The sequence below is a fragment of the Rhizobium chutanense genome, from assembly GCF_002531935.1.
GTDB lineage: Bacteria > Pseudomonadota > Alphaproteobacteria > Rhizobiales > Rhizobiaceae > Rhizobium > Rhizobium chutanense.
In genome coordinates this window covers 244,074-258,014 of the sequence record NZ_NWSV01000001.1, presented here as the reverse complement: position 1 = coordinate 258,014, position 13,941 = coordinate 244,074, and the positions used below count along the sequence as shown (strand labels likewise).

The 13,941-nt window shown below is 60.4% G+C and carries 12 protein-coding genes and 1 tRNA gene; 8 read left to right on the top strand and 5 right to left on the bottom strand.

The genetic code is table 11. The features are described from left to right. The first annotated feature begins 37 nt into the window (after positions 1–37). Positions 38–1,747, top strand: a complete 1,710-nt coding sequence (locus CO666_RS01325) for an ABC transporter ATP-binding protein/permease (protein WP_097610361.1) — start codon at positions 38–40, stop codon at positions 1,745–1,747. Positions 1,748–1,760: 13 nt separating this feature from the next. Here CO666_RS01325 and CO666_RS01320 read toward each other — a convergent pair whose 3' ends face one another. The 4 genes from CO666_RS01320 to CO666_RS01305 form a co-directional block, all read right to left on the bottom strand. Next, positions 1,761–3,080, bottom strand: a complete 1,320-nt coding sequence (locus CO666_RS01320) for a glucoamylase family protein (RefSeq protein ID WP_179869594.1) — start codon at positions 3,078–3,080, stop codon at positions 1,761–1,763. A 126-nt stretch (positions 3,081–3,206) separates the two neighbouring features. Further along, positions 3,207–5,669 carry a phosphoketolase family protein gene (locus CO666_RS01315; RefSeq protein ID WP_097610360.1) on the bottom strand — a complete coding sequence of 821 codons (2,463 nt, stop codon included), beginning with the start codon at positions 5,667–5,669 and terminating at the stop codon, positions 3,207–3,209. Between the two features lie 85 nt (positions 5,670–5,754). After that, positions 5,755–6,426 (bottom strand): CBS domain-containing protein, encoded by a 672-nt coding sequence (locus CO666_RS01310; RefSeq protein WP_097610359.1) that lies wholly within the window; start codon positions 6,424–6,426, stop codon positions 5,755–5,757. A gap of 311 nt (positions 6,427–6,737) precedes the next feature. Continuing rightward, a tRNA-Gly gene (locus CO666_RS01305) sits at positions 6,738–6,812 on the bottom strand. Positions 6,813–7,066: 254 nt separating this feature from the next. Here CO666_RS01305 and CO666_RS01300 point away from each other — a divergent pair. The 4 genes from CO666_RS01300 (at position 7,067) to CO666_RS01285 (ending at position 9,568) form a co-directional block, all read left to right on the top strand. Beyond that, on the top strand, positions 7,067–7,576 hold the full coding sequence (locus CO666_RS01300) for a prolyl-tRNA synthetase associated domain-containing protein (RefSeq protein ID WP_097610358.1): 510 nt from the start codon (positions 7,067–7,069) through the stop codon (positions 7,574–7,576). 55 nt (positions 7,577–7,631) lie between these two features. Next, complete coding sequence (gene trxA / locus CO666_RS01295; protein WP_097610357.1) at positions 7,632–8,606, top strand: thioredoxin; 975 nt, start codon at positions 7,632–7,634, stop codon at positions 8,604–8,606. A gap of 76 nt (positions 8,607–8,682) precedes the next feature. Further along, positions 8,683–9,369, top strand: a complete 687-nt coding sequence (locus tag CO666_RS01290; RefSeq protein WP_171898278.1) for an LON peptidase substrate-binding domain-containing protein — start codon at positions 8,683–8,685, stop codon at positions 9,367–9,369. Positions 9,370–9,379: 10 nt separating this feature from the next. Continuing rightward, positions 9,380–9,568 (top strand): Trm112 family protein, encoded by a 189-nt coding sequence (locus CO666_RS01285; protein ID WP_003567459.1) that lies wholly within the window; start codon positions 9,380–9,382, stop codon positions 9,566–9,568. A 9-nt stretch (positions 9,569–9,577) separates the two neighbouring features. Here the strand turns inward: CO666_RS01285 and CO666_RS01280 are convergent, their stop codons facing one another. Beyond that, positions 9,578–10,792: a ubiquinone biosynthesis hydroxylase gene (locus CO666_RS01280; protein WP_097610356.1), complete on the bottom strand. Its 1,215-nt coding sequence runs from the start codon at positions 10,790–10,792 to the stop codon at positions 9,578–9,580. A gap of 84 nt (positions 10,793–10,876) precedes the next feature. Between CO666_RS01280 and tesB the strand changes: the two genes are divergently transcribed. The 3 genes from tesB to CO666_RS01265 all read left to right on the top strand — a co-directional run bounded on the left by tesB (position 10,877) and on the right by CO666_RS01265 (position 13,772). After that, positions 10,877–11,761 (top strand): acyl-CoA thioesterase II, encoded by an 885-nt coding sequence (tesB, locus tag CO666_RS01275; protein WP_097610355.1) that lies wholly within the window; start codon positions 10,877–10,879, stop codon positions 11,759–11,761. A gap of 210 nt (positions 11,762–11,971) precedes the next feature. After that, on the top strand, positions 11,972–12,322 hold the full coding sequence (locus tag CO666_RS01270; RefSeq protein WP_003543684.1) for a P-II family nitrogen regulator: 351 nt from the start codon (positions 11,972–11,974) through the stop codon (positions 12,320–12,322). Positions 12,323–12,347: 25 nt separating this feature from the next. Beyond that, on the top strand, positions 12,348–13,772 hold the full coding sequence (locus CO666_RS01265) for an ammonium transporter (protein WP_097610354.1): 1,425 nt from the start codon (positions 12,348–12,350) through the stop codon (positions 13,770–13,772). Positions 13,773–13,941 lie beyond the last annotated feature (169 nt).

Below are 13,941 nucleotides of genomic sequence, written 5' to 3'. Positions count from 1 at the left end.
GCTATAGTTCATTCCCCAAGACACGGCGGGAGCGAATATGAGCACGCAGCAAATTCCGCTCAAGGTGACGGCGACACGGCTCGTCCGCGCGGTCAGACTCTTCATGACATCCGACGTCGGCGGACGAGCCACCTTCCTTCTCGCCTCCCTGATTACTCTTTTTGGCGGCGTCAGCGCTCTGAATGTGGTCAACAGCTTCGTCGGTCGACACTTCATGACTGCCATCGCTGAAAGGCAAACTGCCGAATTCATCCGCCAGGCGATCCTCTACGCCGGCGCTTTTGCTGCCTCGACGATTGTCTCGGTGATCGCGCGCTTCGCCGAAGAGCGACTGGCTTTGCTTTGGCGAGAATTCCTAACCCGTCGCGCCATCGGCCTTTATATGAGCGGTGGTGCTTTCTACCGGCTCGGCGTTCAGGGTACACTCTCTTTCCCTGATCAGCGGATCGCCGAGGATATAAAGGCATTCGCGACGACGACGCTCTCGTTCCTGCTCATGCTGCTCAGCAGCCTGCTGACGGTTTTCACTTTTTCGAGCGTGTTATGGCTGATCAGCCCGCTTCTTTTCTTTACCGCTGTCATCTACGCGGCCTTCGGATCGTTTATGACGATCGTCTTGGGACGGCCTTTGATCAAACTGAATTATAATCAGCTCGACAATGAAGCGGCCTTCCGCTCCGGGCTGATCAGCGTCCGGGAAAACGCGGAATCGATCATGATCGAGGGCACGGAGCAGCGCCATGCCAACCGATTGTCGAGGCAGTTCGACGATCTCGCCGCGAACTTCAGGCGGATAATTTCCGTCAATCGCAACGTCGGGTTCTTCACCACCGGTTATAACTGGATGATACAGATCCTGCCGGTTGTCATCATCGCGCCTGTTTTCATGCGTGGCGACATGGAATTTGGCGTGATCACGCAGTCGGCGGCAGCCTTTGCGATGCTCGTCGGCGCGTTTTCCTTCATTGTCGCACAATTCAACTCGATCTCGAGCTTCGCGGCCGTCGTAGCGCGCATCAGTTCCCTCATTGAGGCGATCGAAAGCGCGCATGGCGCGCCGGATACGCGTTTCGAACGCATCGAGGCCGAAGGAATTTTCGCTTACGAACGCCTGACGCTGACATCGCCGAGCGGCGAGGTATTGCTGAAGGACTTGTCGGTCCTTATCCCGGCCGACAGACGTGTGGTCGTGACCGGAGAGGGCGACGCCGCAGGCGCCGCATTGTTCCGGGCCACGGCGGGACTCGATATGTCGGGGATAGGACGCATCGTCACCCCATCTCATCAATATGTGCGGTTTCTCGGTCAGCGAACCTATTCGGGTCCCGGAACCCTGCGCCAGATCCTGGCGCCATCAAAGCCTTCGGCCGAGGCAACGGATACTGAAATCCTCGCTTTGCTGAAGAATGTCGGGCTCGCCCGCGATCTCATGCCTGGCGACCTCGACAGCGAACAAGACTGGGCCAGCTTGCTGTCGCCGCGTGAACAACAGCTCGTCGCGCTTGCGAGCGCGCTCGCGGCCACTCCGTCATACATTGTCCTGGAAAAAGCCGATGCCGTCTTCGGGCACGAGCATCTTGCCGAAATCCTCAGGCTGCTCGCGGAACGAAAGATCGCCTGCATCAACTTCGCCGAACCGGGCACGCCGCGTTCAGCCTATGATGCCGTTCTCGAATATGGTCCTGACGGTTCGTGGACGTGGATCGATCAAAAGGCTGCGGGTGAAGACGAGGCCCGGCCTCTTTGACAGCTCGAAACCCTCACAGCCAGCCGCCTGAAAAACCCGCTCGCCTCAAACCAGTTACTACCGGCTCGCACCGACGCATGATGTTCCATAGTAGGCCGGTTCGATAGTTTTCGATCATTAGGACAACGGGACCCTGGTCGATGCCGAAATGGTAAGGGCTGACCCACCATTCCTCGTTCTTGCCGTTCATCGTATATGTCCGATTGAACGATGGCCTGAACCCGTAAAGTCGTGTCATGCCGAGTTTCATGAGGGCAAAATTCCTGACAGTCGGAATGACGATTTCCGGCGCGAACGGCAGCGAGGCGACCACTGCCCAGGGAGATACCGTTCCGTCATCCGGCCCGTAGGGTGCGCCGCGTGCGATATAGTCGAAGAATTCCCTGTCGATGCCGTCTATGTTTCGCTTGGTCCAACCGGGGCCATCGCTTGCCGTGAAACCCCAACAATGTTCGCCATAGCCCGCAAAGCCCCGCGGATTGCGGATCGCATATTCCTGCTGAACGAAAGTCGCATGTCGGCTGTTCTGGAAATAATCGCTGCCGTGCTCGTGCATGAACTTGTCGCGAATGTCGCGAAAATCGATCCACATATGTGAAAGCTGATGCGTAAAGAGCGGTCCGGAATAGAGCAATTCGCGGCCGAAGATATTCCGCCAGTCGTAGCTGTCGGTATAGGCCGCGTAGCTTTCCGGCGGCAGGGGGTGGCTCGGTGAGCCGAGGCCGAGAATGTAGAGAAGCAGGCCTTCGTCATAGCCGCGCCACCGGTAGGGAATGAAGCCGTTTTCCGGTCGCCAGCCGTGAGTGAGCGTCGCCCCGTGGTCGCAAGCCCAGTTCCAGTCCGCCCGCTCATACAGCGATGTCGCCAACGCCCGAATCTTCGCCTCGTCCTCGGTGTCCGCATCGAAATAGGTTGCGACGGTCAGAGCGCCGGCGAACAGGAAAGCCGAATCGATCGTCGACAGTTCGCATTGCCAGACCCTTCGTCCGGTCTCGATATCCAGGAAATGGTAGAAGAAGCCCTTGTAGCCGGAGGCGTCCGGCTCCGGTCCCTGGTGGCAGGACATCAGGAATTCCAGCCGGCGTCGGGCAATCTTGGCGGCAAATTCACGAATGACGATGCCGCGTTCCACCACGACGGGAATGGTGGCAAGCGCCATGCCGATGGCAGCGATGCTCGCCGGTGCGCCTGCCTGGGTCTTGTCGCGGACCAATCCGTTGTCCGGATTCGTGCATTGCAGATAATAGAGCAAGGTCGTGAACTGAAGACGACCGAGATCCTCCTCCGTCGGTATCCGGTTCAGTTCGGGATCGGTTGACGGCAATTCCGGCATGACTGGCTAACCACCGAGAAGACGAGATGATTTCGTGGAGTATCCGGGCCGGCTCCGGTCGGACGCAGCGCGTTCTTGCAAGATGCGCCCGACGCATGAGCAGCGTGGGCATCAGCCCGTCGCCGTCTAGGCATTGTCCCCCTCTGTGGAGGTCGCCGCCTTCCCCTTCGCGGTGCTCTTGACGCCCCAAGTCCAGCCGCTGATCTCAGGCATGTCATCACCGTGCGCCTCGATATATTGCCGGTGTTCGATCAGCTTGCCGCGGATTGCCTGCTTGAAGTAGGCCGCACGCGCGCCAAGCTGCGGCAGCCGGTCGATGACGTCTTCAACAAGATGGAAGCGATCGAGCTGGTTCAGAACGACCATGTCGAACGGCGTCGTGGTCGTTCCCTCTTCCTTGTAACCCCGGACATGCAGGTTCTTATGGTTGGCTCGCCGATAGGTCAGCCGGTGGATCAACCAGGGATATCCGTGGAATGCGAAGATGATCGGCTTGTCCTTCGTGAAAAGCGCATCGAAATCGGCATCCGAAAGCCCATGGGGATGTTCGCTCGAGGGCTGCAGCTTCATCAGATTGACGACATTGATGACCCGAACCTTCAATTGGGGAAGGTGCTCGCGGATCATCTGGACGGCAGCAAGCGTCTCGAGCGTCGGCACATCGCCGCAGCAGGCCATGACCACATCCGGTTCCGAGCCCCGGTCATTGCTGGCCCATTCCCAAATGCCGAGGCCTTCGGTGCAGTGCTTGATGGCCTCGTCCATCGTGAGCCATTGGGGTGCCGGCTGCTTGCCCGCCACCACCACGTTCACATAGTTGCGGCTGCGCAGGCAATGGTCGGTAACGGACAGAAGCGTATTGGCATCCGGCGGAAGATAGACCCGGATAACCTCGGCCTTCTTGTTGATCACGTGGTCGATGAAGCCAGGATCCTGATGAGAAAAGCCATTGTGATCCTGCCTCCAGACATGCGAACTCAGGAAATAATTGAGCGAGGCGATCGGCCGTCGCCAGGGAATGTGGTTGCACACCTTCAGCCATTTGGCATGCTGATTGAACATCGAGTCGATGATGTGAATGAACGCCTCGTAGCAGGAGAAGAAGCCGTGACGCCCGGTCAGCAGATAGCCTTCCAGCCAGCCCTGGCATTGATGCTCGCTTAAGACTTCCATGACGCGGCCGCCGGGCGACAGGTGATCGTCCTCGGGATAGATCTCGGCCATATAGCAGCGATCCGTCACCTCGAGCACGTCCTGCCAGCGGTTGGAATTGTTCTCGTCTGGGCTGAACAGCCGAAAGTTCTCGCTGTGAAGGTTCAGTTTCATCACATCCTGCAGGAACTTGCCCATGACACGAGCGGATTCTGCGGTCACCGATCCAGGCTTGGGCACCGAGACGGCATAATCGCGGAAATCCGGCATCTTCAGATCGCGCAGCAACAGACCGCCGTTTGCATGCGGATTGTCGCTCATCCGGCGACGCCCGGTCGGCGCCAGCGAGGCCAGTTCAGACCGCAACCTGCCGTCGCCGTCGAAAAGCTCTTCGGGCCTGTAGCTCTTCATCCAGTGTTGAAGCACCTTGATATGTTCCGGCTTGTCCATGTCGCCCATCGGAACCTGGTGCGAGCGCCAATAGTCTTCGCATTTCTTGCCGTCGATTTCGGGCGGGCAGGTCCAGCCTTTCGGCGTGCGGAAGACAATCATCGGCCAGGCCGGACGGCGGATCTTCCCCTTGCCCCGCGCTTGCGACCAGATCGTCTTGATCGTCGCGACGGCGGTGTCCATGGCTGCGGCAAGCTGCTGCTGCACCTGATCCGGCTCATGGCCTTCGACGAAGAGGGGCGCATATCCCATGCCCTCGAAGAACTTCGTCAATTCTTCCTTGGGAATGCGGGCGAGGAAACAGGGATTGGCGATCTTGTAGCCATTGAGATGCAGGATCGGCAGAACGCATCCGTCACGGGCGGGATTGAGAAACTTGTTTCCATGCCATCCCGTGGCGAGAGGCCCGGTTTCGGCTTCCCCGTCACCGACGACACAGGCAACGATCAGATCGGGATTGTCGAAGGCGGCGCCATAGGCGTGGCTGAGGGCATAACCGAGTTCGCCGCCTTCATGGATGCTCCCCGGTGTTTCCGGAGCGACGTGGCTCGGAATGCCGCCAGGAAAGCTGAACTGCTTGAACAGCCGCTTCATGCCCTCCTCGTCCTGACCGATATTCGGGTAGAATTCGCTGTAGGTCCCCTCCAGATAGGCATGGGCGACAAGCGACGGTCCACCGTGGCCGGGGCCGATCACATAGATCATGTTGAGGTCGTCGCGCTTGATCACCCGATTGAGGTGCACATAGAGCATGTTCAGGCCGGGCGAAGTTCCCCAATGGCCGAGCAGCCGCGGCTTGATATGCGCGCGTGCCAGAGGTTTCTTGAGCAGGGGATTGTCAAGCAGATAGATCTGCCCGACCGACAGATAGTTCGATGCCCGCCAGTAGGCATCCATCAGGCGGAGCTCCTCGGTCGAAAGCGGAGCTTTTCCGCGCGACACTGCCGGGGCGGTTTTCTTCATCACTGCCGTTTCTAGTGAAGCCATCGGACTCTCCAATCAAAATGATATTGCCGATTCTCGCCGGCTCATTTTCTGAAGGCCGGTGCAGTCTCATGTCGGCACTGTGGCACTATGGAGGAGGCGATTCCGGGAAATGCTCCACCACGCCGCGGACACCGTGGACCCCTTCCGCTAAAATCCGCGCGGCCCTGCGGCAGGCGGCCGTCTCGACATTGCCCCAGAAATGCACGATCCCTTCAGTGACCGTGACGGACACATCCAACCGTTCAAGACCGGTATTTTCACCGAGCCGAACAAGAATACTGCGTCGAATGGCTTCGTCGCCGGCTGCGGTGTCGTCCGGTTTTGCCGAGTAAATTACCTGCAGGAGGTCGGCGCGGCTGACGATGCCGACGAGTTTGCCGTCCCGCAGCACAGGAATGCGCTTGATGCCACGCTCCTGCATGAGTTCGGCGACACGGGAAAGGGTAGCATCTTCGGCGATCGTCAGGGGATCGGGGGTCATGACGTCGCCCACTCTCCATGCACATCGTTTTACAAAAGCGTTCGCTCTCTCATCGGGTCCAAGCTCCATATCCGCCTTCAGAACGAATGCGCCGCTCGACAGTTCCGTTCGACGGATCAGATCGCCCTCGCTGATGACGCCCAGCAAGCGCCCGTCATCATCGACGACCGGGACGCCGCTTATCTGCTGCTCGGCCATGAGCTTGGCTGCATGCCGAACGCTATTGTCAGGCGATAGTGTGACGACCGCCGTCGTCATTACATCTTTGACGAGCATGTTGATCCAACTCCGGCTGCATCTCCTCAGATGCCGTCACTCCGTGCTTTTCGACAAACGCAGAGAGCCTAGTCGGATACCACCATGTTTTGCATTGAGCAGAATCAATCGGGCGCGGCAAAATTGGCAGGAAAGCGGTGACTGATGGCGCGACAAGGAGCGATTGAGGGCGTCACACGCCGAGACGGCGGAGGGCATGTCGTCTGGACGGAGACCGCCGCAGAAAACCTTGCGTCGATCGGCAACCCGTTCGCAACCGGGTTGTCACCCATGTCTGGTAACGTTCCGTTACTCGGTATTGATGGAGAAACTGGAGCGGGCGAAGGGATTCGAACCCTCGACCCCAACCTTGGCAAGGTTGTGCTCTACCCCTGAGCTACACCCGCTCAATCCGCATCGGTCCGGGGTAGTCGTTGGACCGTGGGCGCCGCCTTGTGGCGACGGGCGCTATATGGCCTAACGGATTTTCAAATGCAACAGGGAAATGACGAAGAGGCGAAGAAAAATTCGCAAGCTCGCATGAGGCAGGCGGAAGGGCCGCAAATGCAGGGGTTGAGCGTCGGTGGCGAAGATTGCCAAATGATGTGGGCGGACTTAATCAGGGCGTCTCGACTTTTCCTCACCGCCAATGGATTGCCCGATGCCTGAAAACACCCCCAAGACAAGAGAAGAACTGTTCGCCTTCCTCGACGGGCTCGGTATCGCCCATAAGACGGTCGATCATGCGCCTGTTTTCACCGTGGCCGAATCGGTTGCGCTGCGCGATGAGATTCCCGGCGGCCACACCAAGAATCTCTTCATCAAGGATAAGAAGGACAGGTATTTTCTGCTGACCGTGGAGGAAAATGCCGAGGTCGACCTCAAGCAGGTGCATAATTTGATCGGCGGGTCCGGCCGGGTCTCCTTCGGCAGGGCAGAGAAGCTGATGGACTATCTCGGGGTCGTTCCCGGCGCGGTCACCGCCTTCGGCGCGATCAACGATACGGCAGGGAGCGTCACCTTCGTGCTCGATGCCGATCTGATGCGCGAAGAGATCGTCAACTGCCATCCACTCTCCAACGATGCGACGACCTCGATTGCAAGCGGCGATCTCATCCGTTTCATGGAAGCGACCGGACACAAGCCGCTTGTCTTGAAAGTGACGTCCTGACATACGATTTTAGCGCTACAATGATGCCGGCAGGATCGGCGCGCGGGAGATACCTATGAGCGGCAGCAACAATCCCTATAACGGTTCCTTCGGAAATCAGATGTCGGCGACGGCAAGCTTCGGCGCCCAGCCGGAAGCGGCGCCTGCGGCCGGCAGCTACATCACCGACACGACGACCGCCAATTTCGGCAAGGACGTCATCGAGGAATCGCGCAGGCAGCCGGTTCTGGTCGATTTCTGGGCGCCCTGGTGCGGCCCGTGCAAGCAGCTGACGCCGGTCTTGGAAAAAGTGGTCAACGAAGCCAAGGGTCGCGTCAAGCTGGTCAAGATGAACATCGACGACCATCCCTCGATCGCCGGTCAGCTCGGCATCCAGTCCATCCCCGCCGTCATCGCCTTCGTCAACGGCCGTCCCGCCGACGGCTTCATGGGCGCGGTGCCGGAAAGCCAGATCAACCAGTTCATCGATCGCATCGCCGGCCCGGCCGGCGCCGACGAGGCGGCCGAGATCGAGGCCGTGCTTGGCGAAGCGGTAGAATTTCTGGCCGCCGGCAATATCAATGAGGCCGCCCAGCTCTACGCCGCCGTAATGCAGGCCGATCCCGAAAATGCCAAGGCGATTGCCGGCATGGCGGAATGCATGATTGCCGCAAACCAGCATGAGCGGGCGCGCGAAACTCTGGCTGATCTGCCGGAGGCGCTGGCGAAAGACGCCGGCATCCAGGCGGTGCTGAAAAAGCTCGAACAGATCGAGGAAGCCCGCAAGCTCGGCGATCCCGTTGCGCTCGAACGCGACCTGGCTGCCAATCCCGACGACCACGAGGCGCGGCTGAAACTCGCCAAGATCCGCAACGTCGAAGGCCGGCGCGACGAAGCGGCCGAGCACCTGCTGCTGATCATGCGCAAGGACCGGACCTTCGACGATGACGGGGCGCGGCGCCAGCTGCTGCAGTTCTTCGAGGTCTGGGGCTTCAAGGATCCGGCGACGGTTGCGGCCCGCCGCAAGCTTTCGGCGATGCTGTTCTCCTAAGTTTAGCAGATATGCCCTTGCGTTTTCGGGCGGGGGCACCACATTCTCGTCAGAACGGGCATGCCCGTTTACAAGAATGCGGGACGGTTTCATGCAAGTCGGTAATGCCAGATACCTGAAGCCGGGCGATTTGCCTGATACGATCGCCGTCTTTCCCCTGACCGGTGCCCTGCTTCTGCCGGCCGGGCAGCTTCCGCTCAATATTTTCGAGCCGCGTTATCTGGCGATGCTGGATGCCGCGCTGACCGGAAACCGGCTGATCGGCATGGTGCAGCCGGCGCTCGGCGAACATGAGGACAAGGGCGGCGATCCGCACCTTGCCGCTGTCGGCTGCCTCGGCCGAATCACCTCCTTCGCCGAGACCGGCGACGGGCGCTATATCGTCTCGCTGACCGGCGTCTGCCGCTTTCGGCTGCTGGAGGAGAAAGCCACCAGCGATCCCTTCCGCACCTTCCGTATCGCCCCTTTTATCGCCGATCTCTCGGCCGCGAACGAGGAGGAGGCGGTCGACCGCGCCGCCCTGCTGACCGCCTTCAAGGCCTATCTCGATGCCAACAAGCTGGAAGCCGACTGGGAGAGCGTCGAGCGGGCGAGCAATCTGACGCTCGTCAATTCGCTGGCGATGATGTCGCCGTTCGGGCCGGCTGAAAAACAGGCACTGTTGGAGGCGCCCGACCTGAAGACGCGGGCCGAAACGCTGATCGCTATTACCGAGATCGTGCTGGCGAGGGTCTTCGGTGACTCCGACACGGTTCTGCAGTAGACTTTCGGCCATGGACGAAAAACTCAGCCGCGTCGATCCGAAACTGCTCGAACTCCTGGTCTGCCCACTCTCCAAGGGGCGGCTTTCCTATGATCGCGAACACAATGAACTCGTTTCGGAAAAGGCGCAGCTCGCCTATCCGATCCGCGACGGCATTCCGATCATGCTGGTGTCCGAAGCCCGTCGTCTCGACGAATAGGCGGTTTCTCTAGATCGTCTGGCCGGCCAGCAGGCGCGGATTGTCCTTCGCCGTCGTTCCCGCTGCCTGGCCGATGAAGAAGGATTTGAGGCGCGGCAGCCGGTCGACGAGGCCGAGGCCGACGTCGCGGGCGATGCGGATCGGCGTCGCGTCATTGGAGAAGAGCCGGTTCAGCACGTCGGTCGTCATGCCCATGCGGAAGGTGTCGAAGCGCCGCCAGGTCTGGTAACGCTCGAGAATGTTGATCGAGCCGATATCGAGGCCGAGGCGATCGGCTTCGACAATGGTTTCGGCGAGTGCCGCCACATCCTTGAAGCCGAGATTGAGACCCTGCCCGGAAATCGGGTGAATGCCGTGGGCGGCGTCGCCGGCCAGGGCAAAACGCGGCGCGACGAAGGCGCGGGCGAGCGTCAGGCCGAGCGGGAAGGCGCGCTTGTCGCCGACGACCTTCAGGCTCCCAAGCTTATGGCCGAAGCGGCGTTCCATTTCCTCCTCGAAAACCAGATCGTCGGCGGCGACCAGCCGGTCGGCATCATGCGTCCGCTCGGTCCAGACCAGCGACGAGCGGTTGTTCCTGAGCGGCAGGATGGCAAAAGGGCCGGCCGGCAGGAAATGCTCCTCGGCGCAGCCCTCATGCGGCCGCTCATGTTCGACCGTGGTGACGATGCCGGACTGGCCGTAGTTCCAGGTGACGGTCTTGATGCCGGCGAGATCGCGCAGTGTCGAGCGCACGCCGTCGCAGGCAACCAGCAGCCGGCTCTCCAGCGGGCTGCCGTCCGACAGCGTGACCGTGACATGGCTGTCATGGGTCTTCAGTTCGGTGGCGCCGAGCCCGTGGCGGATGTCGATGCCGAGCCGCGCGCAGAGGCCGCGTAGCGCCGCCACCATCGTCACGTTCGGGATCATGTGGGCGAAGGGCCGGCCTTCGGCCACTTCGCCGTCGAAGGTCAGAAACACCGGGCGCACCGGATCGGAGGTTTTGGAGTCGGTGACGATCATCTTGGTGATCGGCTGGGCTTCCGGCTCGATCTCGTTCCAGATGCCGAAGACCTCGAGCATCTTCGCCGCGGCGGCGATGACGGCCGAAGCGCGCGTATCGTTTTTCCAGACATGCTCGGGGGCCGCCTCGACGACGGCGACATTCAGATGCGGTGCTGCCTGTTTGACCGCGACAGCGGCGGAAAGGCCGACATAACCCCCGCCCACAACCAGCATATCAAGCATCGCGCCGCTCCCGTACTTTCAGTCTCAGATGTGATCTATATAGATCATCGCAACTTCACTTCCTACCGCCGGGAGACATACAAAATGACGCGCGAGACATCAGGGCCTTCGGCGATGGAGACGCTGCTTTCGACGCTCGACCTGGAGCCGATCGAGGTCGATATCTTCCGCGGGCGCAGCCCACAGGCCGGCTGGCAGCGGGTCTTCGGCGGCCAGGTGATCGGCCAGGCGCTGATGGCGGCGCAGCGTACCATCGAGGGCGAGCGTTTCGTCCATTCGCTGCATGCCTATTTCATCCGGCCCGGCGATCCCTCGGTGCCGATCATCTATCAGGCGGAGCGGATACGGGACGGGTCGAGCTTCAATACGCGGCGTGTCGTCGCGATCCAGCACGGCAGGGCGATCTTCGCGCTGTCGGCCTCCTTCCAGGCCGAGGAGCCGGGCTTCGACCATCAGATCTCCATGCCAGACGTCCAGCTGCCGGAGGCGCTGCTCGGCGAACAGCAGATCAAGGAGCAGTATCTCATGCATGCGCCGGAGGCGATCCGAAAATACTGGCAGCGCGAGCGGCCGATCGAGATTCGTCCGGTCTCGCTGACGCATTATTTTTCCGACAGGAAGCTCGATCCCAAACAGGACGTCTGGGTGCGCGCAACCGGCCCGGTTCCCGACGACCGGCTCTATCAGGCGGCCGTCCTTGCCTATCTCTCCGATATGACGCTGCTCGATACCTCGCTCTATGCACACGGCACGTCGATCTTCGACCAGAGCCTGCAGGTCGCGAGCCTCGATCATTCCATGTGGTTCCATCGGCCCTGCAAGCTCGACGACTGGCTGCTCTATACGCAGGACAGCCCGTCGGCTTCGGGCGCCAGAGGGCTGACCCGGGGGAGCCTCTTTACCCGATCAGGCGAGTTGATCGCGTCGGTTGCGCAGGAAGGTTTGATTCGGAAAAAGGCAAATGAATAAATAATGTGCATCTTTGAAAATTTGCGCATTATTTATGCGCTTATTGGCCGGTCATTTGCCTGTTTATTGGCGCGCTTTCATATAAGCGTTACTTTTCAATAAGTTATATCCAGTCACGAATCTGGCACGCCCTTTGAATGTATATCGCCGGTCGCTGTTCAGGAACGTCAGCGGCAAGGAGAGTCGGCTCCGTGCCGAGGATAACGAAGGATGGGAAACCAGATGAAAATTGTGATGGCTATTATCAAGCCGTTCAAGCTCGATGAGGTCCGCGAAGCTCTTACGGCGATCGGCATTCAGGGGCTGACTGTGACCGAAGTGAAGGGCTACGGCCGCCAGAAGGGTCATACCGAAATCTATCGCGGCACCGAATATGCGGTCAGCTTCCTGCCGAAGCTCAAGATCGAAATCGCCGTTGCATCGGAACTCGTCGACAGGGCGGTCGAAGCCATCGCGGCATCGGCCAAAACAGGTCAGATCGGCGACGGCAAGATTTTCGTCTACTCGATCGACCATGCCGTGCGCATCCGTACGGGCGAAACCGATTCAGAAGCGCTGTAAGCGGCAGATCAAGGAGCTTTTTCCAATGTCAATTTCGAAGTTTTCTTCCCGCCTTGCGCTGATTGGCGCAGCAACGGCCGCGCTTCTGGCGCCGGCTGTCGCCTTTGCCCAGGAGACCGCGCCGGCTGCTGCCGCTGCCGCCGCTCCCGCCTTCACCATGGACAAGGGTGACAATACCTGGATGCTCGTCTCTTCGGCGCTCGTCCTGCTGATGACCATCCCGGGCCTTGCGCTTTTCTACGGCGGTCTCGTTCGCGCCAAGAACATGCTCTCCGTGCTGATGCAGGTCTTCATGATCACCGCCGTTGTGGCGCTGCTCTGGGTGACCTACGGCTATTCGCTCGCCTTCACCGACGGCGGCTCGCTGAACAGCTTCGTCGGCGGCTTCTCCAAGGCGTTCCTGGCCGGCGTCAACACCACGTCGCTCGCTGAAACCTTCACCAAGGGCGTTGCCATTCCCGAATATACCTTCGTCGTCTTCCAGATGACCTTCGCCTGCATCACACCCGGCCTGATCGTCGGCGCATTCGCCGAACGCGTTAAGTTCTCGGCGGTCATGCTCTTCGTCGTGCTCTGGGTCACCTTCATCTACTTCCCGATGGCGCATATGGTCTGGTTCTGGGGCGGCCCGAGCTCCTACACCTCGCCGGCCGGCCTGATCTATTCCTACGGCGCAATCGACTTTGCCGGCGGCACGGTCGTTCACATCAATGCCGGTATTGCCGGCCTCGTCGGCGCCATCATGCTCGGCAAGCGCACGGGCTATAAGAAGGAAATCATGGCTCCGCATTCGATGACGCTGACCATGGTCGGCGCCTCGCTGCTCTGGGTCGGCTGGTTCGGCTTCAATGCCGGCTCCAACCTCGAAGCCAATTCCTACGCCTCGCTTGCCTTTATCAACACCTTCGTTGCGACGGCCGCTGCCGCCGTATCCTGGTGCATCGTTGAAAGCCTCGCCCGCGGCAAGGCTTCCATGCTCGGCGGCGCTTCCGGCGCTGTTGCCGGTCTCGTCGCCATTACCCCGGCGGCAGGCTTTGCCGGCCCGATGGGTTCGATCGTTCTCGGCCTCGTCGTCTCGCCGGTCTGCTACTTCTTCGTCGACGTCGTGAAGAACAAGTTCAACTACGACGACAGCCTCGACGTCTTCGGCGTGCATTGCATCGGCGGTATCCTCGGCGCTCTCGGCACCGGTATCCTGGTCAACCCGGCTCTCGGCGGCGCCGGCATCGTCGATTACTCGACGGCCGATTTCGCTGCGACCTATTCCGGCACGGCAACCCAGGTTCTGGCCCAGGCCAAGGGCGTGCTGACGACGCTCCTGTGGTCGGGCATCGGCTCGGCGATCCTCTACAAGATCGTAGACGTCGTTATCGGCCTGCGCGTCTCCGTCGAAGCCGAGCGCGAAGGTCTCGACCTTTCGACCCACGGCGAAGCTGCCTACCACTCGTAACATCGGCTTTGCGGCGCCCGGGCACACGGGCGCCGCTTCACGGCCCGTCGCGGCCTATCCAGAGCTTTTCCGGGTTAGACCCGGAAAAGCTGCCATAGACCGCATTTGGCCCGGACCTTCCAAGGTTCGGGCTTTTTTCATTTCCCTGTCGGCAATGCATGTCCCGGCA